Source organism: Lysinibacillus sp. NPDC094177, from assembly GCF_050279145.1.
Classification (GTDB): Bacteria; Bacillota; Bacilli; order Bacillales_A; family Planococcaceae; genus Lysinibacillus.
Window position 1 is genome coordinate 155,589 of record NZ_JBNNTW010000010.1, and the last position, 26,322, is coordinate 181,910.

General features: G+C 38.2%; 22 protein-coding genes, 1 other RNA gene and 1 pseudogene. 17 read left to right on the plus strand and 7 right to left on the minus strand.

Annotated elements, in window-relative coordinates; genetic code table 11:
* Window positions 1–178: 178 nt before the first annotated feature.
* The 12 genes and pseudogenes from ACQKNC_RS16695 to ACQKNC_RS16750 all read left to right on the plus strand — a co-directional run bounded on the left by ACQKNC_RS16695 (window position 179) and on the right by ACQKNC_RS16750 (window position 11,488).
* Entirely contained in the window at window positions 179–415 is a 237-nt protein-coding gene (locus ACQKNC_RS16695) for a glutaredoxin family protein (protein WP_427425889.1), read from the plus strand.
* Between the two features lie 17 nt (window positions 416–432).
* Entirely contained in the window at window positions 433–1,041 is a 609-nt protein-coding gene (locus tag ACQKNC_RS16700) for an FMN-binding negative transcriptional regulator (RefSeq protein ID WP_427425890.1), read from the plus strand.
* 571 nt (window positions 1,042–1,612) lie between these two features.
* Window positions 1,613–1,735, plus strand: coding sequence for a hypothetical protein (locus tag ACQKNC_RS16705; RefSeq protein WP_263297453.1), 123 nt, complete (start codon window positions 1,613–1,615; stop codon window positions 1,733–1,735).
* Between the two features lie 456 nt (window positions 1,736–2,191).
* A complete protein-coding gene (locus ACQKNC_RS16710) occupies window positions 2,192–3,223 on the plus strand; it encodes a sugar-binding transcriptional regulator (RefSeq protein ID WP_427425891.1) in 1,032 nt (343 codons plus the stop codon).
* Between the two features lie 124 nt (window positions 3,224–3,347).
* A complete protein-coding gene (gap, locus tag ACQKNC_RS16715; RefSeq protein WP_427425892.1) occupies window positions 3,348–4,364 on the plus strand; it encodes a type I glyceraldehyde-3-phosphate dehydrogenase in 1,017 nt (338 codons plus the stop codon).
* Window positions 4,365–4,823: 459 nt separating this feature from the next.
* Complete coding sequence (locus ACQKNC_RS16720; protein ID WP_427425893.1) at window positions 4,824–6,008, plus strand: phosphoglycerate kinase; 1,185 nt, start codon at window positions 4,824–4,826, stop codon at window positions 6,006–6,008.
* A 22-nt stretch (window positions 6,009–6,030) separates the two neighbouring features.
* The gene (tpiA, locus tag ACQKNC_RS16725; RefSeq protein WP_328008519.1) at window positions 6,031–6,792 is read left to right on the plus strand and encodes a triose-phosphate isomerase; all 762 of its coding nucleotides are present in this window, start codon (window positions 6,031–6,033) and stop codon (window positions 6,790–6,792) included.
* Window positions 6,785–8,326 (plus strand): 2,3-bisphosphoglycerate-independent phosphoglycerate mutase, encoded by a 1,542-nt coding sequence (gene gpmI / locus ACQKNC_RS16730; protein WP_427425894.1) that lies wholly within the window; start codon window positions 6,785–6,787, stop codon window positions 8,324–8,326. The genes tpiA and gpmI overlap by 8 nt, the downstream gene beginning before the upstream one ends.
* A gap of 2 nt (window positions 8,327–8,328) precedes the next feature.
* Window positions 8,329–9,621 carry a phosphopyruvate hydratase gene (gene eno / locus ACQKNC_RS16735; RefSeq protein ID WP_427425895.1) on the plus strand — a complete coding sequence of 431 codons (1,293 nt, stop codon included), beginning with the start codon at window positions 8,329–8,331 and terminating at the stop codon, window positions 9,619–9,621.
* Window positions 9,622–9,940: 319 nt separating this feature from the next.
* The gene (locus tag ACQKNC_RS16740; protein WP_427425896.1) at window positions 9,941–10,465 is read left to right on the plus strand and encodes a GNAT family N-acetyltransferase; all 525 of its coding nucleotides are present in this window, start codon (window positions 9,941–9,943) and stop codon (window positions 10,463–10,465) included.
* Between the two features lie 16 nt (window positions 10,466–10,481).
* A complete protein-coding gene (locus tag ACQKNC_RS16745; protein WP_427425897.1) occupies window positions 10,482–10,898 on the plus strand; it encodes an N-acetyltransferase family protein in 417 nt (138 codons plus the stop codon).
* Window positions 10,899–10,984: 86 nt separating this feature from the next.
* Window positions 10,985–11,488, plus strand: a pseudogene (locus ACQKNC_RS16750) (DinB family protein).
* Window positions 11,489–12,057: 569 nt separating this feature from the next.
* Here the strand turns inward: ACQKNC_RS16750 and dltD are convergent.
* From dltD to ACQKNC_RS16780, 6 genes are all read right to left on the minus strand, one after another.
* Window positions 12,058–13,233, minus strand: coding sequence for a D-alanyl-lipoteichoic acid biosynthesis protein DltD (gene dltD / locus ACQKNC_RS16755; protein WP_427425898.1), 1,176 nt, complete (start codon window positions 13,231–13,233; stop codon window positions 12,058–12,060).
* Window positions 13,230–13,463, minus strand: coding sequence for a D-alanine--poly(phosphoribitol) ligase subunit 2 (gene dltC / locus ACQKNC_RS16760; protein ID WP_134026129.1), 234 nt, complete (start codon window positions 13,461–13,463; stop codon window positions 13,230–13,232). Before dltC ends, dltD begins: the two co-directional genes overlap by 4 nt.
* A gap of 63 nt (window positions 13,464–13,526) precedes the next feature.
* Entirely contained in the window at window positions 13,527–14,690 is a 1,164-nt protein-coding gene (gene dltB / locus ACQKNC_RS16765) for a D-alanyl-lipoteichoic acid biosynthesis protein DltB (protein ID WP_427425899.1), read from the minus strand.
* Window positions 14,687–16,159, minus strand: a complete 1,473-nt coding sequence (gene dltA, locus ACQKNC_RS16770; protein ID WP_427425900.1) for a D-alanine--poly(phosphoribitol) ligase subunit DltA — start codon at window positions 16,157–16,159, stop codon at window positions 14,687–14,689. Before dltA ends, dltB begins: the two co-directional genes overlap by 4 nt.
* A gap of 18 nt (window positions 16,160–16,177) precedes the next feature.
* A complete protein-coding gene (locus ACQKNC_RS16775) occupies window positions 16,178–16,315 on the minus strand; it encodes a teichoic acid D-Ala incorporation-associated protein DltX (protein ID WP_370042601.1) in 138 nt (45 codons plus the stop codon).
* Between the two features lie 923 nt (window positions 16,316–17,238).
* A complete protein-coding gene (locus ACQKNC_RS16780; protein ID WP_427425901.1) occupies window positions 17,239–18,879 on the minus strand; it encodes an alkaline phosphatase in 1,641 nt (546 codons plus the stop codon).
* Window positions 18,880–19,262: 383 nt separating this feature from the next.
* On the opposite strand from ACQKNC_RS16780, the gene secG reads away from it, so the two are divergent.
* The 5 genes from secG (at window position 19,263) to ssrA (ending at window position 24,800) form a co-directional block, all read left to right on the plus strand.
* Complete coding sequence (gene secG / locus ACQKNC_RS16785; protein ID WP_370042596.1) at window positions 19,263–19,490, plus strand: preprotein translocase subunit SecG; 228 nt, start codon at window positions 19,263–19,265, stop codon at window positions 19,488–19,490.
* A 572-nt stretch (window positions 19,491–20,062) separates the two neighbouring features.
* Window positions 20,063–20,809, plus strand: a complete 747-nt coding sequence (locus ACQKNC_RS16790) for an alpha/beta hydrolase (protein ID WP_427425902.1) — start codon at window positions 20,063–20,065, stop codon at window positions 20,807–20,809.
* Between the two features lie 35 nt (window positions 20,810–20,844).
* Window positions 20,845–23,415: a ribonuclease R gene (gene rnr, locus ACQKNC_RS16795; protein WP_427425903.1), complete on the plus strand. Its 2,571-nt coding sequence runs from the start codon at window positions 20,845–20,847 to the stop codon at window positions 23,413–23,415.
* A gap of 119 nt (window positions 23,416–23,534) precedes the next feature.
* Window positions 23,535–24,002, plus strand: a complete 468-nt coding sequence (smpB, locus tag ACQKNC_RS16800) for an SsrA-binding protein SmpB (protein ID WP_049669013.1) — start codon at window positions 23,535–23,537, stop codon at window positions 24,000–24,002.
* 442 nt (window positions 24,003–24,444) lie between these two features.
* Window positions 24,445–24,800: a transfer-messenger RNA gene (gene ssrA / locus ACQKNC_RS16805) on the plus strand.
* 145 nt (window positions 24,801–24,945) lie between these two features.
* On the opposite strand, the gene ACQKNC_RS16810 is transcribed toward ssrA, so the two are convergent.
* Window positions 24,946–26,112, minus strand: coding sequence for a tyrosine-type recombinase/integrase (locus ACQKNC_RS16810; RefSeq protein WP_427425904.1), 1,167 nt, complete (start codon window positions 26,110–26,112; stop codon window positions 24,946–24,948).
* Window positions 26,113–26,322: the final 210 nt, after the last annotated feature.

Below are 26,322 nucleotides of genomic sequence, written 5' to 3' on the forward strand. Positions count from 1 at the left end.
GTTCTTGCACAGTTTTTTCTAGTAAGAGGACTTATTATAAGGGATTAATACTAAGTAAGTTAAGTAAGAAGGAGGCATGCTAGTACGAGAATTAGAGAGTTGGCAAGTAAGGGGGATTACAGTATCTTACTTATAGATAACTGTTTCGTTTTATTATTACTTTATGGAGGTGCTGTAATTGAACGTAAAATTTTTTAGTCGAGCTAATTGTGGATTATGTGTAGAGGGACTGCATACATTAAAACTTGTACAGGAGGATCTAGATTTCGATATTGAAATTATTGATATTGAAGAAGATGAGAGCATACATGAAAAGTATATGTTAATGATTCCGGTAGTAGAAAAGGATGGGCAAGTTATACAATACGGCAATTTGGATTACGCAACACTTATGGAGCATTTGTGTAGCGAATAACAAAGGGGGATCTGCTTATGTACATACCAACGGCTTTTAAAATGAAGGATATTTCAGAGATGATAGCAGTTATTCAGGAGAACAGTTTTGCAACACTCTTTTCAACTCATGAAGGAATACCCTTTGCAACACATCTCCCTTTATTGTTGAATGACACAAAGGACTGCTTAATTGGGCATTTTGCAAAAGGGAATCCTCAATGGAAGGATATTGAAAATCAAAAGGTTTTAGCGATATTTCATGGGCCGCATTGCTACATATCTCCATCGTGGTATGAAACAAATCAAGCTGTCCCAACATGGAATTATGTAGCAGTACATGTTTATGGTGAAATAGAGCTTATCGAGCACAATGATGAATTAATGAAATCCTTCAACATTATGATTGAAAAATATGAACACGATAACAGTACATATAGCCTGACTCAGGTAGATGAACAGCTTGTTAATAATCTAAACAAGGGAGTTCAGGGCTTTAAATTAAAAATCTCAAGTATGGAAGGCAAAAAGAAGTTAAGTCAGAATCATTCTAACGAAAGGCAGCAATTAGTGATTCAAAAGTTAGAAGGAATCGAACATTCAAATGAGCAGCAAATCGCTTGTTTAATGAAGCAAAACATTAAGTGAATAAAATCATTTCTAAAAATTTCGTATCTCTCAAGCTATGTATGTAGCAGTGAAGAAGGAGCGGAATTTTTTTTATTTCTTTCAGCGGGTGTCCAAAAAACGCTACTGCCGCTACACTTTCGCACAAAAAACATCTGTTGCTGCCGCTACGTGAGCACTACACTTTCGCACAAAAAACATCTGTTGCTGTCGCTACGTGAGCACTACGCTTTCGCACAAAAAACATCTGTTGCTGCCGCTACGTGAGCACTACGCTTTCGCACAAAAAACATCTGTTGCTGTCGCTACGTTGGCACTACGCTTTCGCACAAAAAACATCTGTGGGCCTAGAGCCTCGGCGGATGTCTTTTACCCGAATCTTTAGCGGTAAAAACCACAATTCACAAATTGTTCAATGAAAGCGTTTAGAATTTGAACAGTTTGTGAAGACCTTCACATTAGGCTTTCTTTTTAAAAAAATCGGAGTAGAATAGGAATCAAGTAAAGGAATTGTTATAAAACAGTTTATAAAAATATCACATTTATTAATGGTTGTTATATTACAAAAACGTATTCGAAGGGAGATTTTACAATGTGGGTTATTACAGTATTTGAGAAAAAGGACGTTCGTATTTTTGAATACACAAATAAAAATGAAGCAACAAAAGCTTTAGGCGGATTTAAGAAAAACGCAATTTTATCTTTCACAAAATAAGCTAACTAAAAACTCGTAGCCATGTCTAATTGGTTACGAGTTTTTTTATGTTGAAAAACAAAATGGTAAAGAGATCTATGTGAACGTTGTGACGCTTTAAATGAGGAGGATTTCTGTTCCAGGTTACTCGCTTTGTTGTGGATGAACATGGAGCCGCTTCCTTCGCTTAAGTTGCTAACGTACCGACAGCAACAAAGCACCCAGCCGGAACGGAAATCAACCCCTCGTTGTTCCGAAGAGCCATACTCTATGACACCGGTTAAAGAATCCTCATTCCAATGAACCCCAACATAGGCGCAAATAGGTCACTATGCTTTAAATAATTTTTACTGCCAATACATAGCATTTACTTGCTCTTTATTATAAAGGGGATTATAATGAAATTGTAAGTGGGACATAATTTTAAATGGCGGGATAAAAAGTAACCCACCTCTATTGAAAAGGGAGTAGATAAATATGTTATCTGTAGCTGAGGCACAGCAAAGACTACTTCCAGAAATGTATACGCTTCTTCAATTGAGATATCGTATTTTACAAACAGTTCAGCTCATGCAGCCTATTGGGCGTCGTACACTTGCAGATTCACTTAAAATGACCGAACGAGAAATTCGTAAAGAAACGGACAATTTACGTGAGCAAGGGTTATTAGATTCTCAAAAATCGGGTATGGTATGTACAGATGATGGTGAAGAAGTTATTGACAAGCTACGAGCACTAGTCTATGAATGGTCTGGTCTTACACAGCTAGCTAAATTACTGGAAAACCATTTTGGCTTACAGCATGTAATTGTTGTTCCAGGTGATTACAATGAAGATGATACGATATTAACATTACTTGGAAAAGAGGCAGCACATCAATTTATGTCGACATGCTTTGATGATCAAATTGTAGCTGTTACTGGTGGAAAGTCGGTTGCATCACTCGCGCAATTTTTACACCCAACTGATACACACAACATCACATTTGTTGCTGCTCGTGGAGGTATTGGGCATGAAATGCAAATGCAAGCTAATACACTTGTCTCAACATTTGCCATGCAGATGGATGCACAGTATCGTACCTTGTTTTTACCGGAGCATTTAAGTGAGCAGGCCTATCAAGCAATGTTAACAGAGCCTATGGTAACCGAAATGATGAATTATTATGATCATGCAGATTGTGTCATTCATGGTATTGGCTCTGCAGAGGAGATGGCTGTTCGTCGTAATTCATCGCCGGGGGATTTACGGATTCTCGAAGAAAAGGGTGCAGTTAGTGAAGCATTTGGCTACTATTTCAATGCAGAAGGCGAAATTGTACATCGAATTCGAACAATCGGTATTCAGTTTGAGCAGGTTCAAAGAAGTAAGCAAGTCATTGCAGTTGCTGCTGGTAAACAAAAAGTGAAGGCAATGCTTTCGTACTTTAAGGTAGCACCAAAGCAAACGATTTTTATAACGGATGAGGTAGCAGCAAAAGCTATCGCTGAAGGTTTACCTTCTTTATAAATTACTATGTAACTCATATTTCAGTGGGTACTACAATACCCCTGAATGAGAATAAAGCCAATTGTGGATATTATAAATGTCCGAGGCAAAATAAATTATTTAAACAATATTGGAGGAATTGACAATGGCATTAAAATTAGCAATTAATGGATTTGGACGTATTGGACGATTAGTATTTCGTGAAGCTATGAAGCACGATGAATTCGAAGTGGTTGCAGTAAATGACCTAACAGATGCAGGTCAGCTTGCACACTTATTAACTTATGATTCAGTACACGGTATCTACGATGCTGATGTTTATGCAGATGGCGATTCTTTCGTAGTAAATGGAAAAAAAATAAATGTTTATGCTGAAAAAGATCCTGCTAATTTACCTTGGGGGGAACTAGGTGTTGATGTAGTACTTGAATGTACAGGTAGATTCCGCTCAATGGAAGAAGTAGGCAAGCATATTCAAGCAGGTGCTAAAAAAGCTATTCTTTCTGCTCCAGCGAAGGGCGAAATGCCAACGTTTGTAATGGGTGTTAACCATGAGGATTACAACCCTGAAACAGATGATGTCATTTCAAATGCTTCTTGTACAACGAACTGTCTAGCGCCAGTTGCAAAAATACTTGATGAAAAATTTGGTATTGAACGCGGTATGATGACGACAATTCACTCTTATACAAACGATCAACGCATCCTTGACTTCCCGCACTCTGATCCACGTCGCGCACGTGCTGGTGCAGTGTCAATGATTCCAACAACAACAGGTGCAGCAGTAGCAGTTTCTAAAGTATTACCTCAATTAAAAGGTAAATTAGATGGCTTCTCTATGCGTGTACCGACACCAAACGTTTCATGTGTTGACTTAGTAGTGGAGCTAAAAGCAGAAGTAACAAAAGAATCCATTAATGCTGCATTAAAAGAAGCTTCAGAAAACAAACTTAAAGGTATTTTAGGATACAACGAACTACCATTAGTTTCAATTGACTACAATGGTAACCATAACTCTTCAACTGTAGATGGTCTTTCTACAATGGTATTAGAAAATAGTATGGTAAAGGTTCTTGCATGGTATGATAACGAAATTGGTTACTCTACTCGTTTAATGGACTTAGCTTTATATATCGCAGAAAAAGGATTAAACACTAAATAAGTGTCATAATTCGATAACTTAAGTAAAAAGTGTGACATAATACAGCTTTTTGCGCACAAAAAGTATAGCCTTTATAATATCTAGAAGATATAATATACAAGGGTAATGGGAGTAAGGGAAATTTACCCTTACTCCTTTTTTATACGTAATATAAGGCAGATGCGTGAATGAATACATGCAAAAGGTGCTAACCTTATGACTGGTTATGTAATTGCAAGACATAGAACGTGACTTTTGCTACTATAAAAGCAAGTAAAAGGGTACATTCCAGAGCGTGGTTGATTTCCGTTCTGACTGAGCGCTGGATGATATTAGCTGAATAGGCTTGTTAAACAGAATCAATCCTATGTGATGATGGACCACATATTTTTATCTAATATAGTTAAGTGAATGATGTGAGGAGCCAAGAAGGGTGAATCCAGGAATTTCACGACTAAAAACTTTGAAGGGGGTTTCTTCATGTTAAATAAGAAGACGATGAAAGATATTGATGTAAAAGGTAAGCGCGTATTTGTACGCGTTGATTTTAATGTACCGATGGCGGATGGTGTGATTACTGACGAGACACGTATTCGAGCAGCAATCCCTACAATTGAATATTTAGTGGAACAAGGTGCCAAAGTAATTTTAGCTTCTCACTTAGGACGTCCAAAGGGTGAAGTAAAAGAGGATATGCGCCTAACTGCAGTAGGTGTACGTTTAGCTGAAGTAATGGGTAAGCCTGTTACAAAATTAGATGAGTCAATTGGTAAAGAGGTAGAAGAAGCTGTTGCAAACATGCAAAATGGTGACATGATTCTACTTGAAAATGTACGCTTCCACGCTGGTGAAGAGAAAAATGATCCAGCATTAGCAGAGCAATTTGCAAAATTAGCGGACGTTTATGTCAATGATGCGTTTGGTGCCGCTCACCGTGCACATGCGTCAACAGAAGGAATTGCAAAGCACATACCAGCTGTTTCTGGTTTCCTTATGCAAAAGGAATTAGATGTGCTAGGTAAGGCATTATCTAACCCAGAGCGACCATTTACAGCAATTATCGGTGGAGCCAAAGTAAAAGACAAAATTGGTGTTATCGAAAGCTTATTAGAAAAGGTAGACCATCTAATTATTGGTGGCGGTTTATCATTCACTTTCATTAAAGCGCAAGGCCATGATATCGGTAAATCTTTATTAGAAGAAGATAAAATCGACTTAGCAAAATCCTTTATTGAAAAAGCGAAAGAAAAAGGCGTGCAATTACATATGCCAATCGATGCAGTTGTCGCAAACGAATTTTCAAAAGATGCAGAAACAAAAATTGTAGATGTAGATGCTATTCCAGCGGATTGGATGGGCTTAGATATTGGTCCAAAAACAGCTGCTAAATATGCAGAGGTTATTAAAGATTCTAAATTAATCATTTGGAATGGACCAATGGGTGTCTTTGAAATGGATAAATTCGCGAATGGTACTAAAACTGTAGCTGAAGCTATGGCAACAACAACTGGCTATACAGTAATTGGCGGCGGGGATTCTGCAGCAGCAGTAGAAAAATTTGAAGTTGCCGATAAAATGGACCATATTTCTACAGGTGGCGGTGCATCACTTGAATTAATGGAAGGGAAAGAACTTCCTGGAATTGTGGCATTAAACGATAAATAATACATTTTGGGAGGCAAAAACGATGCGTAAACCAATTATTGCAGGTAACTGGAAAATGTATAAAACATTTGAAGAGGCTATCCAATTTGTCGATGCGGTACAGGACAAACTTCCTTCAAATGATAAAGTAGACGCTGTTGTTTGTGCACCAGCACTTTACCTACCTACGCTTGTGCAAGTTGCTAGTGAATCTGAGTTAGCCATTGGAGCACAAACGATGCATTACGAAAACGAAGGTGCGTTCACTGGGGAAATTAGTCCAGCTCAGTTAGCAAGCGTGGAAGTAGACTATGTTATTTTAGGACACTCTGAACGACGTGAATATTATAATGAAACAGATGAAGCAATTAATAAAAAGGTTGCAGCAGCACTAGCGCATAATATCGTACCAATTATTTGCTGTGGAGAAACGCTTGAAGAACGTGAAGCGGGCACTACTGAGCAAAAGGTTGCTCATCAAATTACGGCAGCACTTGCTGGATTTGGGGCACAAGAAGTGGAGCATATGGTGATCGCCTATGAACCTATTTGGGCAATCGGTACAGGTAAAACAGCTACAGCAGAAGATGCTAACCAAGTATGCGGAGCAATTCGTGCAGTAGTGAAGGAATTATATAATGCTGAAACGGCAGATGCTGTACGTATTCAATACGGCGGTAGCGTAAAACCTGAGAACATTCAGGAACTATTATCAAAAGAGCATATCGATGGCGCTTTAGTCGGTGGTGCAAGTTTACAACCAGAATCATATTTAAAATTATTGGAGGCGGCAGCAAATGCCTAAAAAGCCAGTAGCATTAATTATTCTAGATGGCTTTGCATTCCGCAACGAAACTTTCGGAAATGCAGTAGCACAAGCAAACAAACCTAACTTCGATCGCTTTTGGAATGAGTTTCCACATTCAACCTTAACTGCAGCAGGTGAAGCGGTGGGTTTACCTGATGGTCAAATGGGGAACTCTGAAGTTGGACACTTAAATATAGGTGCTGGACGTATTGTTTATCAAAGCTTAACACGTTTAAACAAATCTATTCGTGAAGGAGATTTCTTTACGAATAAAGCATTTTTGGATGCAATAGCACATGTTAAGGCAAATCAATCTAAGCTTCATATCATGGGCTTACTATCAGATGGTGGCGTACATAGCCATTGTGAGCATATGTTTGCACTATTAAAGCTTGCCAAACAACAAGGCTTAGATGAAGTTTTTGTTCATGGTTTCTTAGATGGTCGTGATGTTGGACCAAAAACAGCTTTAAGCTATATTGAAGAAGCTGAAAAACAAATGAAGGACATTGGCGTAGGTCAATTCGCTTCTATTCATGGTCGTTATTATGCAATGGATCGTGATAAACGTTGGGATCGTGTAGCCCTTACGTACAATGTACTAGTAGATGGTGTTGGTCAAACAGCTGACAGCGCAGCAAGTGGTGTAGCTGAATCATATGAGCGTGATGTAACAGATGAGTTTGTTATTCCATTTAGCGTTCAAGAGCATGGAGAAGCAGTGGCAACAATTGACGATAATGACGCTGTTATTTTCTTCAACTTCCGCCCTGACCGTGCAATTCAACTGTCTAAAGTGTTTACAAATAATGAATTCGATGGCTTTGCTTTATCAGCTAAACATCCAAAGAATTTAAAATTTGTGTCATTCACACACTACAGTGATGAAGTACATGCTCAGGTTGCGTATGCAAATGACAACTTAAAAAATACGATTGGTGAAGTGTTAGCTTCTAATGGCAAAACACAACTTCGTATTGCAGAAACAGAAAAGTATCCGCATGTTACATTCTTTATGAGTGGTGGTCGTGAGGAGAAATTTGAAGGGGAAGAGCGTATTTTAATTGCATCTCCAAAAGTTGCAACATACGATTTAAAACCTGAAATGAGTGCTTATGAAGTAACAGAAGCATTACTTGCAGAGATTGTAGCCGATAAATTTGATGGCATTATTCTTAATTTCGCTAACCCAGATATGGTTGGGCATAGCGGAATGTTAGAGCCAACAATCAAGGCTATTGAAGCAGTCGATGAATGTCTTGGTAAAGTAGTAGATGCAATCCTTGCAAAAGGTGGCGCAGCTATTATTACAGCTGACCATGGTAACTCTGATGAAGTTCTTACTTTAGAGGGGAATCCAATGACAGCTCATACAACAAATCCTGTTCCAGTAATTGTGACAAAACCAAATTTAATGTTAAGAAATGGTGGCATTTTAGCCGATTTGGCGCCAACCATGTTAGAATTATTAGAGGTGTCACAACCTTCTGAAATGACAGGTCAATCATTAATTGAAAAAGAGGAGAATTAATTATGCCATTTATTACACAAATCTATGCGCGCGAAGTTTTAGACTCACGTGGGAATCCAACAGTAGAAGTTGAAGTATTCACAGAATCAGGTGCTTTTGGACGCTCAATCGTACCATCAGGTGCATCTACAGGTGAATATGAGGCAGTAGAATTACGCGACGGTGACAAATCTCGTTACCTAGGCAAAGGTGTATTAAAAGCAGTTGAAAATGTAAACACAATTATTGCTCAAGAGCTAGAAGGTAACTACTCAGTACTTGATCAAGTAGTAATCGACAAAGCTTTAATCGAGCTAGACGGCACAGAAAACAAAGGTAAACTAGGTGCCAACGCCATTCTAGGTGTATCAATGGCAGTTGCACATGCTGCGGCAGATTACTTAGATGTACCTCTTTATCAATATCTTGGTGGATTTAACGCAAAACAACTACCAGTACCAATGATGAACATCATAAATGGTGGTGCTCACGCTGACAACAACGTGGACATTCAAGAATTTATGGTAATGCCTGTTGGCGCAGAATCATTCCGTCATGCATTACGTATGGGTGCTGAAATCTTCCATAGCTTAAAAGCAGTACTTAAAGCTAAAGGCTATAATACAGCTGTAGGTGATGAAGGTGGTTTCGCACCAAACCTTGGTTCTAACGAAGAAGCCATTACTGTAATTTTAGAAGCAATCGAAAAAGCTGGCTATAAACCAGGTGAAGAAGTAAAACTTGCAATGGACGTTGCTTCATCTGAATTATTCAATAAAGAAGATGGCAAATATCACTTAGACGGTGAAGGTGTTGTCAAAACTTCTGAAGAAATGGTTGAATGGTACGAGGAATTAACTGCTAAATACCCAATCATCTCAATTGAAGATGGCTTAGACGAAAACGACTGGGCTGGACACAAATTATTAACAGATCGCATTGGCGCTCGCGTACAATTAGTAGGCGACGATCTATTCGTAACAAACACGAAAAAATTAGCGGCTGGTATTGAGCAAGGCGTTGGTAATGCAATCCTTATCAAAGTAAACCAAATCGGTACGTTAACAGAAACATTCGAAGCGATTGAAATGGCAAAGCGCGCTGGTTACACAGCTGTTATCTCACACCGTTCTGGTGAATCTGAGGATGCAACAATTGCTGATATCGCAGTTGCTACAAACGCTGGTCAAATTAAAACAGGTGCTCCATCTCGTACAGACCGCGTAGCTAAATACAACCAACTTCTTCGCATTGAAGATCAACTTGGTTCAACAGCTGAGTATCTTGGTTTAAATTCATTCTATAATTTAAAATAAGCTATTACTTAGTAGCTTCACTAACATCGCCTCAAAGGTATACAAATACTTTTGAGGCGATTTTTTTATTGCTTGGGTGGGAATTGAAGAGGGGCCGCTTTTGGCAAAGTGATCGGGTAACTCAAGAAACTGCTCATGTAATGCTTTTATACATCTTTAGATGAACCAGAGAAATTGGATTTACTCTTTTCTCAGTATTAGAGCTAAGCAAGTGCAGTTGTAAGTCCATTATTATATATTTAATATTAGAAAAACATAAAATATAGGAGAAAAAAGCTTAGAAAATGGAAAATACAGTACTGAAAGGAATGTGGATACGATGAAAATTCTTGAAACAGATCGACTTTCCCTACGCCTACAAACAACAGATGATGCAGATTTTATCCTTGAGTTAATGAATGATCCATCATGGTTGCAGTTCATTGGTGATCGTGGTTTGAGAACAGTAGAGGATGCACGTGAATATATAGTGAATGGACCAATTCGTATGTACGAGCAATTTGGCTTTTGTCTATATTTAGTTGAAAGAAATGAAGATCGAAGCCCGGTTGGAATTTGCGGTCTAGTTAAAAGAGACTCGCTAGCAAATGTGGATATTGGCTTCGCTTTTCTACCTAAGTATTGGGGAAAAGGATACGCCTATGAAGCAGCTTCAGCGACATTGACATATGGTATAGATACACTAGGGCTAAATCGCATTGTGGCTATCACGACTCAAGATAATGAAGCTTCAGCAAAGCTACTAGAAAAAATAGGTTTGAAGTTTGAAAGATTAGTCCAGTTTTCCAATGATGCTGAAGAACTTAGACTTTTTTCATTCAATAGTGACTCGAAAACATTATGAAAGTAAAGGTGAGAATGTGAATATTAGAGAAGCGAATAAATTAGATTACCCGGAATTAAGAAAAATCTATCTGGAATCACGTCGTAAAAATTTCCATTGGGCGGCTTCAGAAGAAATGACATTAGACGATTTTGATAACGACACTATAGAAGAGCATATAATTGTAGCGGAAGAGGATAATCGTCTACTTGGATTTGCTTCATTATACTTGCCAGATAACTTCATCCATAATTTATTTATTAATCCAAATTACTTTGGTAAAGGCATAGGGGGTCAATTACTAAATGCCTCCATTGAAAAAATGAATAAACCATTAAGATTAAAATGTGTATCCGAAAATCATAAAGCGTTAAAATTTTATGAGAAGAATGGTTGGAAGAAGGTAATTGAAGAAGGGGAAAAGGAAAAATATTGGGTTATGATATATGAATAACGGATAAAGAAGGTAAGCCTTCATACAAGAGCGGTTTCGAGTCATTTGAAGGAGGTAGAAACGTGAATTTTAATATGAAGTAAGCTATTGATATTCTGGAGCGTACACCGCAAACGTTGGAGTATTTTTTAACTGGATAATCAGATGGGTGGCTACAAAGCAATGAAGGGGAAGGAACATGGAATGCACATGAAGTGATAGACCATCTGATTGAGGGGGAGAAGAACAATTGGATGCCACGATTATAATTTATCCTTAGGGAAGGTGAAGATAAGGCATTTCCTCCATTTGATCGATATGCTCACTTACACAAAGTGGATGAAGATACTATTAAACAAGCATTATTAGAATTTAAGGAGATTAGAGCTTTGAATATAAACAAGCTTCAGGCTCTTCTTAATCCTGATGTTCATCTAGAATTGAAAGGGCACCAACCTGATTTTGGTGTAGTAAAGGTAAAGGAATTGCTCTCTACATGGGTTGTTCATGATTTAACGCATATAGCTCAAATCGTTCGAGTAATGGCGAAGCGATATACAACAGATGTAGGGCCGTGGAGTGAATACTTAGGAATATTAAAAAAGAATTGAAGAATGGAGAATAAAGGATTCATTCCAAAACGTGTAGTTGATTTCCGTTCCAAGCTACTTACTTTCGCACAAAAACACATCTTGTTGTAGTTTCTTTGATTACTATAGATTAGAAAGAAACGCCAGAAAATACACACTTAAAGAAATGGTTGATTGGAGTGGAGACTGGGCGACTCCTTGGGGATTAGCGATAGAGGAACGAAGGCTAAAACCATCACATCCTGTGATAACGCCTTCGTGACCAACATCGTGTTGGCCCGAGACCCTGGAGCGAGCAACGCGAGTGAAGCGGCTCATCGGACGCCCCCAGGAAGCTTTGCTCTGTGCGAAAGCGTAGTGCTAACGTAGCGGCAGCAAATGTTTTATCCTGTGCGAAAGCGTAGCGACAGCAACAACAAAGCGCCCAGTCGGAACGGAAATCAACCCTTCTCTTTGCCGAAGAGACATACTTTAATAAAGCATGTGCACTAAACCTTACATTTCCCCTCAAAGATAATCTACATAAAAAAAGAGACAGTCTTCAGTGATTAACACTTTAGACTGTCTCATTTAACGAGAACCATGCATTATTATTTCTGTGCCCAATATTTGTCTAGCTCTCGATCTAGATATACCCAGCCCTTCCATGCAATATGAATCGTATCCATAATGAAATATGGGTCATAGTCATGGCCTGAGAAATCAACAAATGGAACACCATTTTCAGTCAACATCTGGTTCATTTTTTCGTAATATTTTTCACGACGATCAGCAGGATATTCAGTGTAGTCATACCAATGACCATTTACAGGAATAGAAACAAATAGTGGCTTTGCACCAGCATCCTTTAAAACATCAATGACTAACTGTAAATCCGCATATTCAGGTGAAGTCGTATAATCTTCGTCTTTTCGCATTCCTTTAAACTTAGAAATTTTAGCATTCACAAGTCGCTTATAAAACTTATTTTCAATCATTAGATCGTTGGATACACGTTTCTCGCCATAGTTCTCGGCATTTTGCAGTTGTTGCTCAAATGTTTGATCTACAACTAGTTTGTCATTACTTTTTAAATTATGTGGCTCTCGAGGGAATAGAGAGTAATACAAATCTTTTTTCTCTAAAAATGCCTTTTGGATATGACCTGCCATCATTGCAAGTCGTCCAATGATTGGTTTTTCCTTACCACCAGATAATTTATATTCATAAATTGTTTTGAGCAGCTCATCGCGACTTACAGTATCGAATTCAAGAAGGCGTTTCATTCCTCGATTTCGAAGATCTTCGTCAATGTCCTTATTGTATGCTAAATCATAAGCATGCAGCATCGAATAGTTAGGAGAAAAATGTAATTCATTCATTCCCTTTTTCGTAAACCATTGAGGGGAAATGATGAAGACAATTTTCTTACCCTTTAAATTCTTTTCCTGTGCAGCAAAATTTAAAAAGTGTGTAATAGACTGCATTCCACCACGCCCGACCATAAATGTCGTATACGGAGCATTTGTAGCTCGAGCATAATTATAAGGGTGGAAAGGATCAAAACGATTTAACTCTGAGGAGCCGTATAAAGGCATAGTATTAGGCTCCTGCAACATCCGCTCCTGGAAATACATTCCTTGGAACATTAATGGAGACATACTAGTTTTTGCTTGCTCTACATCTTCATCTGAAATCCAAGATTTTATCCAAGAATTAGGGAAGAATAAAAAGGCAGCAAAAAGAACAAATGCAATTAGTAATGATAGAAAGCCTTTCTTAATCATTGTCTTTCAGCTAATTCCGCTGCAATACGATTTGGCGTGTTCCATTCCTCACGGTTAAAGTCAGTAATTGGCACTGAGATATTAAAGCGATTTTCAATTTCCACTAATAAATTAATTGTACCGAATGAATCAAGAAGCCCTTCTTCAAATAAATCGATATCTGGATTTTCTAAAATGATATCGTCCTCACATAACTCTACTAGCATTTCTAAAACTTGTTGTTTATCCATAATAAAAATCTCCTTTATTGTTTAGACTGTGTTATTCAAAAAATAAACGATTAAAGCTGTTGATTAAAATAATGTCCCTGAGAAAATATAGAAACCAAAGCAAATGGCATTAAAAGTGATAAATACGCCTATTGCATGAGTCCATTTATTTTTTGGCCAAATCTTGCGCTTTTTATTCCAGCGTTCGAATTTATCGAAGCAAATAATTAACAAGGCATGGTAGAGACCGTAGACAATATAGTGCAATTCTAATCCGTGCCAAATACCCATTAAAAAGAACAGTAAAAAGTAGCCAAGATAAGAAACTGTATATCTGTTTTTAATCCATTTTTTCTTAGTCATCCAAAGTACGAAGCGCATATAAACATAATCCCTGAACCAGAAGGAAAGACTCATATGCCAACGGTTCCAAAAGTCTTTAATATTGCGACTCGAGAATGGACGGTTAAAGTTAATTGGCGTTTGAATACCCATAATGCGACTGACACCAACTGCAAAAGCACTATAGCCCGCAAAATCGAAAAACAAATAAAAACTATACATATACATATACGCTATTTGCCCTTGAAAAGGTGTCAAATAGTTATACGTTTGATTTGGTAAATAAATAAGTGTGTAATTGTATATTAAATAAGCCAAAATAAATTTATATAAAAAGCCTACAAATATATAATTGATCCCACTTAACAGCAGTTTTTGATAGTCTTGACCAGACGGCACTGTGTGAAAATCTTTATCGAAGCGTCTCCAACGATCGATAGGACCCGATGATACTGTTGGGAAGAACAGTAAGAAATAGGCAAGCTCGACGGCTGAAATTTTATCCTTAATTAATCCATCTCGTGTTTCTAAAATCATTTGTACAGCTTTAAAGGTAATATAGGATACCCCTAAGAATCCAAATAAATGATTAAGGCCAAACATTGGTAGAACCTTCACAAGCACAAGTGGAAAAATGGACAGTAGCACAGCGATTATAAATACAGAGGTGCTATTCTTCTGTAAGCGATATTTTTGGTAAACGATAATTAATAATAACTGAAATACTGTAAATAGTATAAGAGAAATTGATCCATTTAGGGAGTTACCAAAAATAAGAGCTAACACGACAATCGAAATAAAGATATTATAGCCTTTAGCTGATTTCCCACGTAGTCCTAAAATAATTGTTGGCAGTAACAAAATACCAATGATGATGAAAAAAATTATATTTCCATAAGGCGTCATACTGTTTCCATAACCGCCAATCCTTTACGATCAACTTTACCGTTAGTATTTAAAGGTAAAGTGTCAATGTATTTGAATGTTTTTGGAATCATATAAGATGGTAAATACTCCGATAACAATGCTTTAAGCTGCTTCGTCATTTTGAAGGCAGAGTCGGTCAATGGTTCTCGAAGAACAACATATGCACTTAGTGAAACAATCTCATCATCTTTTGAAACAGGTATAACAACACAGCTAGAAACATGTGGAAGATTGCCAATTTGTTTTTCAATTTCCTCAATTTCTAAACGATAACCGTGCAGTTTCACCTGAAAATCTTTTCGACCTGAGAAGAACAGATAGCCATCTTTTTCATAACCAACGTCTCCAGTTTTATAAATACGTTGATCCCCTATTGTAGGAAACGCTTTAAGTGTTAAATCAGGCGCACCAAGATAACCTGCACTTACAGTCGGCCCAGAAATAATAATCTCGCCATCTTCTTGCAAGGATAGATTAGGCTCAGAAACAGGGGCGATTGGTAGTTGGTCAAATTGCTCCAAAAGCTCCTTTGTTACTTCCACATAAGATACGGCAACAGTTGTTTCAGTAGGACCGTATAAATTAAAAATAGATGCTTGTGGGAAGCGCTGCATTAATTCTTTAGATACGGATACTGGTAAAACCTCTCCGCAGAATAAAAACGTATTTAAAGAAGGCATTAACTCCTGATCCCATTCCTTGTTCATTAAACATATCTTCGCAAAGGAAGGTGTAGAAGTCCAAACGCGAATGCCAGATGAAGCTAATGACTCAAATAACGCTTTTGGATTAGCAATTTGCTCTTGCGTAATAGCATAAAGTGTTTGCCCACTAACTAGTGCAGGATATAAATCCATCACAGATAAATCAAAGGAATAAGGCGCTTGATTTAAAAACACACCAGATTCTTGTAAAGGGAAATACTCATGCATCCAAGCAACAAAATGTGCTAAATTATCAGCTGTAATTTGGACACCTTTTGGCTTACCAGTAGAACCAGATGTGTAAATAATATAATGAATTTCTTCATCCTTAACCCAAGTTGAAGGCTCTGTCGAAACGCTAGCTGTTTGTGCCACAATATCACTTACTTCTACTACAGGGACAGATTGGTTCGAGCTTAATGTTTCCGTCTTTAGTAGCAAACAAGCCTGAGAAGCTTCTACAATAATCTGTAACCTTTCAGACGGTGTAGAAGAGTCAACCGGTACATACGGATGACCTGCTTTTACAGCACCTAAAAAGGCAACGATTTGTAAAGGTGACATATGCCCGTAGACGACGATAGGTTGTTGTCTTTTTAAATCAAGAGCCATTAAATATTGTGCTACACAATCAGAAAGATGCCAAAGCTCACCATACGTTAAGGAATCACTATTAGTTTGATATGCAGTTCGATCTGGATGCTGTTGTGCCACTTTTTGAATAGCCTCTAAAATACTTAACATAATTTATATCTCCTTTTCTTAAAATTCCGTATATATAAATGGTCCTGCATTCATATCATGGAAACCATGAATAAGAAACAAGAGCACCAAAATGATGAAATAAAATAACGTAAAGCCTATAAAACGTAAAAGCTCATTATTTTTAATGGATTGCATATATCCACCTCCAATTAAAAATGAAAAATGAATTATAACTTTGTAAATATACTAAATAAATAGATATTTTTTCAAGTTATTTCTAATTATTATTAAACATTAATTTAATTTTTAACACTGATTTGACGGATTGTAGAGAAAAATGTTGCTCAATTTCTATTTATTCATAAAATCATAAGATAAAATTAAGATTAAATTAAGGTTTTTAGAAAATGTGACTAGAAATGAAGAGAAAAAATGGATTCTTAACCATTCTTAGTTTCATCTCAAATTGATTAAGAACCATTTTTATTATCGCCGTTTTTTAGCTTCATGTGTACTTAAAAAATCCTTAAATCTTGTTAAAGGACATTCGAGACCATTTATGCTACAAACGATTTTCATTCGTTATAGTAAGCATAATAAATGAAAGTAAAATCAAAGTAAATTCAATGGAAAATGTCAGTATTCTTTGATAAGAAGATAGGATGAGATGCATAGGGGATAAACAATATGGAAGAATAAAATATTAAGCAAAGATGAAATCGATAATCTTTTGGGGACTATTGCAAATACATACCATAAAGTTAATCATCTCAACTTATGATAACACTTTTATTTTTATCCCGCTTTAACGGGAAGTAAGTACCGCGAAAGCGAAGTGATAGGTAAAAGAATCCTATTTAGTAAATAACAGCATAGCTAAAAGTAAGGTGAGATTAACTGCCCGTAAAAGCCCGATCGGTGAAGACTAATAATCAGCGGTGGAAAAAGAACCCACCACTGATTAAGTTTCACTTTATCCCGCTTTAACGGGCAGTAAGCGAAGCGTTAGGTAAAAGAATCCTATTTAATAGATACAGCAATAGCTAAAAGTAAGAGCCCGATTGATGAAGACTAATCAGAGGGAATGAAGAATATCCCTGCTGATTATTAGTCTTCACTTATTTGAGAACTTTTAAAACTTTTTTTGACACGTAAAAATCAGTGCCGTTGTAGACATTGATTGTGTCAAATGTATACGTTTTTGCTGTCTTGTCCTTTTCGTATATTAAAATGTTCTTATTAACTGGGATTGTTACAGTTACATCATTTTTTTGTGCAATAAATGTAGGGTTTTCTTTATCAGTTAAATCAATTTTTGATGCATAGCCTTTTTCTGTGAATGCTTTTGTAGCTGGTATATATAAATCATCGGTAAGCTTATTTAAATCGAAGCCCATAAAATTTGCCATCGCATGTGCTAAATCTGTGTTTTCTACAAGTCCTGTAATTTTAGATGGTCCGAATGAGTATAAGAATACATCCTCACCAGTATGCCCACCGGTTGTGTAGCCAATATTGGCACGATTGGCAAGCATTTTTACCATTACTTTGCCCATGTCTTTAGCAGATTTTAATGTAGCAAGTTCGTCTTTAGAAAGATCATCTAATCCATAAAGTGCGGCAACTTCTACAATATTTGATTTATCTTCATTTAATTGGCTTAGCGCACCTTCAATTGTCATTTTAGCTTTCTTTAGAGGAGCGATAAAGGCAGATACAGGTGTGGTGGAATAAGTACTTGTCGTGTTGGCATTCCCCATTGTAATACCACTATTGCCGTGGTCTGTAACAGCAATGACCATTGTATTACCATCTTCTTTTGCAAAATCAACGGCTTCTTTGACTGCACTATCAAACGATAAAATATCGCTAATAATGCCAATTGTGTCATTAGCGTGAGCCGCCCAGTCCACCTTACTGCCTTCTATAAATAAGAAGAAACCGTTCTCATTCTTTTTAAGGGTATCAATAGCTTTACGTGTCATCTCAGCGAGAGTTGGCTCGGATGCTCTTGTTGCAGCACGATCTAAATCGTACGCAAGGGCACTTGGAGCAAAGCCTCCCCAAATTTTTGATTTTTTACTATTTAATAGCTCATCTCGTGTTTTAACGATGTCATAATTTTCTTCTTTGAGGACATCTACTAAATTTTCTCCATCTTGACGAGCATTTATAGCTGTGCCTGGCGCCAGAGAGTCAAAGCCGCCACCTAACACAACGTCAATGTTTTGATAAACTTGCTGCTCAGCGATGTCATCATATTGGCTTCTATGCTTCACATGTGTAGAAAAGCCAGCTGGTGTAGCATGCTGAATTTCAGAAGTAGCAATCAATCCAGTTGCCTTGCCCTGTTGTTTTGCCCCTTCTAAAACATTGGCTACAGGTCTATAAGCATCTTCTTTAGCAATTTGTGCTAAGCCCGGTGAATTAATAACTGCTGGTAGTACACCGATAAATTTAGCATTTGATTTATGTCCAGTGGCTAATGCAGTAGCGGCTGGAGCTGAGTCTGTAATGGCTGATTCGGCAGAGTACGTACGCACTGCCCCTGATAAAATTTCATCCATTGCTAGATTCTCACCTTTATACCACCGAGAAAGGGTAACAGCATTATTACTACTACCGTCCATCACGAGCATAATCACATTTGTTGGCTTCTTTACTTGAGCTGCTTGTACTTGCGGTTGAGCGATACTAATCGACGATAAAGCAATAGCGCTTGCTAACAACAATGAACACCATTTTTTTGAGTATTTCATGATTTTTCTCCTTCGGGTGAATTCAAGTAAGTGTAAAGGAAGGTTGTACAGCAGGATGAATTAATCGTTACAGGGGATATTGTTAAAGATAAGTCCTATGACCAAAGCGTGTGGGTGATTTCCGTTCCGACTGGGCGCTTTCTTGAGGGAGCCGGAGCAACAATAACGTTTCCAACAGTATCTGCGTACCACATATTATGGTACACATTGCTGATAGCAACAGAATATATAATTTTCACTTAGTTTCTCGTCATTCACTAAAAATATGCGTAAAACTAACCGATGAGGGAATAAGGTAATTAATTATTATCAGTTTGTCAAAGGAACCTTTTTTTGTTATAATGTGATGTGTTGTGATGTTCGAAGTTCGGGAGGTGCAGTGGATGCATACAGTAGTATTAGTTTCATTAGTTATCGTATCAATAGCGTTGATCGTTGTAGTATTACTTCAATCTAGTAAAAGTGCAGGCTTGTCAGGTGCCATCTCGGGTGGAGCTGAACAACTATTTGGAAAGCAAAAAGCACGTGGTATGGATCTAATCCTTCACCGTGCAACAATTGTGTTAGCAATATTATTCTTTATTTTAGCACTCGCTATTACAAAAATCTAATAGTTGAAGATATATCGCCTAACCTTACTGGTTGGGCGTTTTCTTTTATGATTACATAGTTGGCTCAGCAAAGTGATACCGCGCGGAGCAGGGAAATACCCGCGGAATTGAAGCGAATACCCGCGCGGAGCAGGGAAATACCCGCGGAAGCGAAGCGAATACCCGCGCGAGGCAGGGAAATACCCGTGGAATTGAAGCGAATACCCGCGGAGCAAGGAAATACCCGCGGAAGCGAAGCGAATACCCGCGCGGAGCAGGGAAATACCCGCGGAGCAAGGAAATACCCGCGGAAGTGAAGCGAATACCCGCGAATTGCAAAATCGAGGATGGAAAAGCTAAAGTGATGGATAGAATCTTCAAAATCGTGGATAGAATTCCCGAAGTCGTGGATAGAAGAGCCAAAATGATGGATTGAATTCTCAAAATGCCAGAAAGACAATCAAAATGCTGAAAAAACCCATCAAATTAACCGATAAAACCTCATAAAAAAGTAACAATCGCCGAAGCTTTTGAAGAAGCTTTAGTATGGCTATAATGGTTATAGTACATATTTGGATGAAGGAGAGCTCGCAATGAAAAAATCGTTATCACAGCCTTTTTTCTTTCAAGCAGGACCTAGAGCAGTTTTATTATTGCATGGGTTTACGGGAAGCTCGGCGGATGTGCGAATGCTTGGTAGATATTTAGAGAAAAAGGGGTATACTACATTAGCACCTCATTATAAAGGTCACGGTGTGGAACCTGAGGAACTCATTACAACTGGTCCTGCTGATTGGTGGCAGGATGTCGTAGCTGCGTATAAACAGCTGCAGGATGCGGGCTATCAGGAAATAGCTGTTGCTGGCTTGTCATTGGGTGGTGTAATGGCTTTAAACGTTGCGCTTAATAACCCAGTTAAAGGTATAGTGACAATGTGTTCCCCAATGACGATGCGTACAACAGATGTTATGTTTCAAGGTGTACTAAAATATGCAAGGGACTATAAAAAGTTCCAAGGTAAAGACGAGGAACAAATCGATGCTGAGGTTGCGTTAATTGCTGAAAAGGGCATGCCATCTCTACAAGAGTTGCGAGAGTTTATTGCTCGGACACGTCAAGAAATTGACATGATTTATGCACCAATTTTTGTCGTACAAGCGACAAATGATGAGGTAATTGAGACAGAATCTGCCAACATTATATATAATCAAACTGAGTCACTTGAAAAACAGATCAAGTGGTATGAAAACTCAAAGCATGTTATTACGTTAGATCAAGAAAAAGATCAGTTACATGAAGATATTTATCGCTTTTTAGAAAGCCTAAATTGGGCACAATAAAACATATTAGGATTTTCTCATGAAGGAGGGAAATTATGAAAGACCAGAAAGATTCACTACAAAGTCGTTTACTCGATTTTTTCGGTGAAGAAGAATATAAACCATTAACCGTTGGCGAAATCGAGGATGTATTTGGCTTTGAAGATGCTGACGAATTTAAAGAGCTAGTAAAAACGTTAGTACGTATGGAGGGGCAAGGCTTAGTTGTGCGTTCTCGCTCCAATCGTTATGGCCTGCCAGAGCGTATGAATTTACTTCGAGGTAAATTTATCGGACATGCGAAGGGCTTTGGCTTTGTGGCACCTGATATTGAAGGGATGGATGATGTTTTCATTCCACCGCATGAAATAAATGGTGCGATTAACGGCGATATAGTTTTGATACGTGTTTTAAAGGAATCATTCGGTGATCGCCGTGAAGGAACAGTGACAAAGGTAGTAGAACGTGGACAAACGAGCTTTGTTGGGACGTTCCAAGCAAATCGAGGCTTCGGCTTTGTTGTTTTAGATGACAAAAAACTACCGATGGACATTTTCATTGCTAAGGGAGATACATTAGGAGCAGTCGATGGACACAAGGTTGTCGTTGAAGTAGCAACCTGGCCAGAAGATTTAAAATCAGCAACAGGCTATATCACTAAAATTTTAGGGCACAAAAATGATCCAGGTGTGGACATTCTATCTATTTTATATAAGCATGACATTCCACCTGAATTCCCAGAAGAAGTGGTTGCTGCTGCACAACGAGTGCCAGATGAAATTACAGAGGCAGATTTAGAGGGTCGCCGTGATTTACGCCACGAAACGATTGTGACAATCGATGGAGCTGACGCGAAGGACTTGGATGATGCTGTAACCGTAACGAAAAATGTAGACGGTACTTTTAAACTTGGCGTACATATTGCAGATGTTAGTTATTATGTAACACAAGGCTCTGTAATAGATATTGAAGCTTATGATCGTGCGACGAGTGTATATTTAACAGACCGCGTTATTCCGATGATTCCTCATCGATTATCGAATGGTATCTGTTCATTAAATCCACAGGTTGACCGATTGGTACTGTCTTGTGAAATGATTATTGATGCAAGTGGTAATGTGATTTCACATGAAATTTTCCAAAGTGTCATTAAAACAACTGAGCGTATGACATATAGAGACGTTTACAAAATTTTAGAGGAACAAGACGCAGAGCTAATTGCCCGCTACGAGCCACTAGTGCCAATGTTTAAACATATGGCTGAGCTGTCTAACATTTTACGTACCAAACGTGAAATGCGAGGTGCTATTGACTTCGACTTTAAAGAATCTAAAGTGATCGTGGACGAAGATGGCTGGCCAGTAGATATTGAATTACGTGAACGTACAGTCGCTGAGAAATTAATTGAAGATTTCATGCTAGCTGCCAATGAAACGGTAGCAGAGCATTTCCATTGGATGAATGTACCGTTCCTTTACCGTATTCACGAGGATCCAAAGCCAGAAAAGCTACAACGCTTCTTTGAATTTGTCACGAACTTCGGTATTTTAATCAAAGGTACAGGAAACACAGTACATCCAAAGGCGCTACAGGATGTATTAAAAGCCATAGAAGGTATGCCAGAGGAGCCTGTTATTTCAACGATGCTTCTACGCTCAATGCAACAGGCAAAATATTACCCTGAAAGCTTAGGCCACTTTGGTTTATCAACTGATTTCTATACACACTTTACGTCACCAATTCGACGTTATCCGGACTTAATTGTCCATCGTTTAATTCGTACGTATTTAATTAATAAAGATACATTAAAAGAAACCATTGCACAGTGGAGTATGGCGATGGATGAAATTGCTGACCATACGTCAGAACGTGAACGCCGTGCTGTTGACGCAGAGCGCGATACAGATGCGCTGAAAAAAGCACAATATATGTCCGATAAAATTGGTGAAGAGTTTGAAGGTATCGTCTCATCCATTACAAACTTCGGGATTTTCGTGGAGCTACCAAACACGATCGAAGGACTTGTCCATATTAGCAATATGACAGACGACTACTACCGCTTTGATGACCGTCAAATGATGATGATCGGTGAACGTACAAATCGTCAATTCCGTATTGGTGATGAAGTTACAGTACGTGTAGCAAATGTTATTATTGAGGAGTCATCGATTGACTTTGAAATCGTCGGAATGGTAACGTCTTATGGACGAACTCGAAAAGCAGCACCTACTGTTATTCACGCACGCAAAAATTATAGCGACAACAAAGATGGTCGTAATGGCCGCAAAGGTGGTCGCAACGAGGAAGGGCGTGGCAGTCGCGGTGGTCGCAACGAAGAAGAGCGAGGCGGACGTGGCAGTCGCAGTGGTCGCAACGAAGAAGAACGAGGCGGACGTGGCAGTCGTGGTGGTCGCAACGAAGAAGAACGAGGCGGACGTGGCAGTCGTAGAGGTCGCGATGAAGAAGGTCGAGGCGGACAAGGAGAGCGACGTGAAAACGACCGTGATCCACGAGGACGCCGCAAAGATGGCTCAAGCCCAGGCCCTAAAAAAGGCGTGAAGCAAAAGCAAAAGTTCTACGAGGGCGTCGCCAAGAAAAACAAAAAGAAAAAATCAAAACGTAAATAAAGTAAAAGTATAGGTGAAGGCACCAATTAGCGCTTTAAAGATATTTGAAGCGGGTGCTTTCACTTTATCAATAAGAGCGGGTTGAACCTGCTTAACCTTTAAGTAGAGGGTGATTTTATATGGCAAAAGGTACTGGGAAAGTATTAGCACAAAACAAAAAAGCCGGGCACGACTACTTCATCGAGGAAACTATTGAAGCGGGCATGGTGCTAACAGGCACAGAAATTAAATCCATCCGTGCAGGAAGGGTTCAACTAAAAGAATCCTATGTACAAATCCGAAGCGGTGAAGCATGGATCAACAATATGCATGTCAGCTCATTCGAACAAGGCAACCGCTTTAACCATGACCCACTGCGCGCCCGCAAGCTATTGCTTCATAAAAAGCAAATCGGCGAACTAGTCGGTGCTGTAAAACGTGACGGCTACACAATCGTCCCGTTGAAAATGTACATTAAAGACGGCTACGCCAAGCTGTTAATCGGCGTCGGCAAAGGGAAAAAGGATTACGATAAACGTAACGATATGCGTAAAAAAGAGGCAAAACGTGACATGGAACGTGCCTTCAAAGCGAAAAATCAAGATTAATAGATTGTTAGAAAGCTCACTATTTTTGGATGGTGAGCTTTTTGTATTTGAACGGATGGAATTTTCAGGGAAATTTCTAAAGGACGCTGATTTTAATAGGGGAAATCAACATTCCTATAATAGGAAGAAAAGAACATAGAGCATTCGACTTTGACTGGCAATAGGTAGATGTCTATTACGGCTATCTCTCAGATTACAAATTAGGAAAGCTAATTTTGCTACTAAGAGAATTGAAATTTAAGATGATGAAATAAGAAAATCATTGTGAGCTAGCCAATTTTTTCTACTATGGCGGGACACTTGAACTATAGCTAGTTTTGTTTTATAATATGTATTACTGAATGCCAGATTACATGGAAGCGTACTTTTAGCTCCCACCGTACTAGAAGAAATTCTAGCTCCTTATACTTGAACGAGGCCAAGTGCTTCGATTCATATTCAAGGGGACGTTACGGATTCGACAGGGATGGTTCAAGCTTTGGTCGCGCGTCGGAGGTCTCGGCTCCGTCATCAACGGAAGTTATATAATAACTGGCAAACAACAAAACTTAGCTTTCGCAGCGTAAGCTCTTAAGCGCTCTGCCTCTCTATCGCCCATGTAGAGAACGTAGGGCCCAACTTTAGTGGGATACGGTCGGTGGTGCCACCTGAGTCACCGGCAAGAGATTTCCAGGTTAGCGTACAGGACGCCTGTTTGTCGGCATAATGTTACGTGAATCGTAAATAGGCAAACTACACGCGTAGAAGCTGAAGTATTGGAGTTTCTGGACGCGGGTTCGACTCCCGCCGTCTCCATACATATGAAACCATTGAGTTTCATTGAGTGTCAAAACCTTGTTATATCAAGGGTTTTGGCACTTTTTTATTTCACTGAATATCATACAACATCATTTGGTTTTGGGTCATTTTTGGGGTCAAACTGGGTCAAAAAAAAGTCAAAGAATTAAATGTTACCTTTCATGAAAGTATCGAACTTTTCAATCGTCCCTGCCTTTGTCTTCTTTGTAACGTGAGTATAGATTTCCAAAGTCGTTTTAACGTCTGTATGACCTAATCGTTCCTGTACTTCTTTAATAGTTGCTCCAGCTTCAAAGAGAAGAGAACAATGCGTATGACGTAAACCATGTGTTGTAATTGTAGGTAAATTATATCTCAATAAAACTTTATTTAACCATTTTTGAGTTTGTACAGGCTGGATAAATTTATTATCTTTATTCCTAAATACAAGCTGCTTTTTATTAAAGGTATTTAAGCCTTTTTTGAGATAAGTCTTGCGTTGTTCAAATCGCCATTTTGTTAAGAGTGCCATTGTCTCATTGTCAATTGAAATGGTACGTACAACTCCGTTTTTAGTGGTTTTTAAATACAACTGACAGTCCTTACCGCGCGAAATGGCCTTATTGATACGAATATCATTATTATCAAAGTTAATATCATTCCACGTTAAAGCTAATACTTCACCTTTACGCATACCAGAATAGGCTAGTAAATGAAACATTGTGTAGACCATTAAGTTATAATCCCGTTTAAAAGCTTCTAAGAGAACAATCAATTGGTCTCGTTCATAGAAGTTTTCGAATTCCTCATCATCTAGCTCAATCTTTTTACGTGGATTAGGCATTTCTACTAAATCAAAAGGGTTTGTATTTACATAGCCATGCTTTAATGCATACTTCATTAACTTAGCTGCATAGTGTTTAACCATACGGAACCGTTTTAGCTTCTTTGACCAAGCATTAACATGTTTTTGGCACACTGCAACATCGATTTTATTGATTCTATAATTACCTATAACAGGTAATATGTGATTTTCGAAAATACCAACTGTTTTAACAAAAGTACTTTCTTCAACCGTATTTTCATATTGTGTTACCCAATCATCGTAAATATCTTGATATGTCTCAAATTGTTGCTTTTTAAATGTCCCGTTATAAACTTTGGCATTAAGCTGTTTCATCGCTTCTTGGGCATCTTTACGAGATTTAAAGCCGCGACGAGTAGTTGATAAGGGCTTACCTGTTAATGGATCTGTGCCAAGGTAAAATTTAAACATAAAACGTTTTGAACCATCTTTTAATTTATATTCTTTAATTTGTGGATTTCTTGACATGCTATTTTCCTCCTGTGTGCTTACGGAGACAGGAAAATGTGTAGCTATAACACTACATTTATAAGTGTAGTATGTATTTAGGAATGTTGCAAATAAGAGTTTAAATATAGTAAAGAGAGGCTGGGACATAACTAGCTTCAATTAGTGAGAAATCCGAATTTGAATTCATTCAAATTCGGATTTCTCTATTTTTTATGTTGTCTCCAGATA

What these genes read in the sequence shown, in the direction of transcription:
- ACQKNC_RS16700 (WP_427425890.1), top strand. Translation starts at nt 433, where the DNA reads ATGTACATACCAACGGCTTTTAAAATGAAGGATATTTCAGAGATGATA.
- ACQKNC_RS16705 (WP_263297453.1), top strand. Translation starts at nt 1,613, where the DNA reads ATGTGGGTTATTACAGTATTTGAGAAAAAGGACGTTCGTATTTTTGAA.
- ACQKNC_RS16710 (WP_427425891.1), top strand. Translation starts at nt 2,192, where the DNA reads ATGTTATCTGTAGCTGAGGCACAGCAAAGACTACTTCCAGAAATGTAT.
- gap (WP_427425892.1), top strand. Translation starts at nt 3,348, where the DNA reads ATGGCATTAAAATTAGCAATTAATGGATTTGGACGTATTGGACGATTA.
- ACQKNC_RS16720 (WP_427425893.1), top strand. Translation starts at nt 4,824, where the DNA reads ATGTTAAATAAGAAGACGATGAAAGATATTGATGTAAAAGGTAAGCGC.
- tpiA (WP_328008519.1), top strand. Translation starts at nt 6,031, where the DNA reads ATGCGTAAACCAATTATTGCAGGTAACTGGAAAATGTATAAAACATTT.
- gpmI (WP_427425894.1), top strand. Translation starts at nt 6,785, where the DNA reads ATGCCTAAAAAGCCAGTAGCATTAATTATTCTAGATGGCTTTGCATTC.
- eno (WP_427425895.1), top strand. Translation starts at nt 8,329, where the DNA reads ATGCCATTTATTACACAAATCTATGCGCGCGAAGTTTTAGACTCACGT.
- ACQKNC_RS16740 (WP_427425896.1), top strand. Translation starts at nt 9,941, where the DNA reads ATGAAAATTCTTGAAACAGATCGACTTTCCCTACGCCTACAAACAACA.
- dltD (WP_427425898.1), bottom strand. Translation starts at nt 13,233, where the DNA reads ATGATTAAGAAAGGCTTTCTATCATTACTAATTGCATTTGTTCTTTTT.
- dltC (WP_134026129.1), bottom strand. Translation starts at nt 13,463, where the DNA reads ATGGATAAACAACAAGTTTTAGAAATGCTAGTAGAGTTATGTGAGGAC.
- dltB (WP_427425899.1), bottom strand. Translation starts at nt 14,690, where the DNA reads ATGACGCCTTATGGAAATATAATTTTTTTCATCATCATTGGTATTTTG.
- dltA (WP_427425900.1), bottom strand. Translation starts at nt 16,159, where the DNA reads ATGTTAAGTATTTTAGAGGCTATTCAAAAAGTGGCACAACAGCATCCA.
- ACQKNC_RS16775 (WP_370042601.1), bottom strand. Translation starts at nt 16,315, where the DNA reads ATGCAATCCATTAAAAATAATGAGCTTTTACGTTTTATAGGCTTTACG.
- ACQKNC_RS16780 (WP_427425901.1), bottom strand. Translation starts at nt 18,879, where the DNA reads ATGAAATACTCAAAAAAATGGTGTTCATTGTTGTTAGCAAGCGCTATT.
- secG (WP_370042596.1), top strand. Translation starts at nt 19,263, where the DNA reads ATGCATACAGTAGTATTAGTTTCATTAGTTATCGTATCAATAGCGTTG.
- ACQKNC_RS16790 (WP_427425902.1), top strand. Translation starts at nt 20,063, where the DNA reads ATGAAAAAATCGTTATCACAGCCTTTTTTCTTTCAAGCAGGACCTAGA.
- rnr (WP_427425903.1), top strand. Translation starts at nt 20,845, where the DNA reads ATGAAAGACCAGAAAGATTCACTACAAAGTCGTTTACTCGATTTTTTC.
- smpB (WP_049669013.1), top strand. Translation starts at nt 23,535, where the DNA reads ATGGCAAAAGGTACTGGGAAAGTATTAGCACAAAACAAAAAAGCCGGG.
- ACQKNC_RS16810 (WP_427425904.1), bottom strand. Translation starts at nt 26,112, where the DNA reads ATGTCAAGAAATCCACAAATTAAAGAATATAAATTAAAAGATGGTTCA.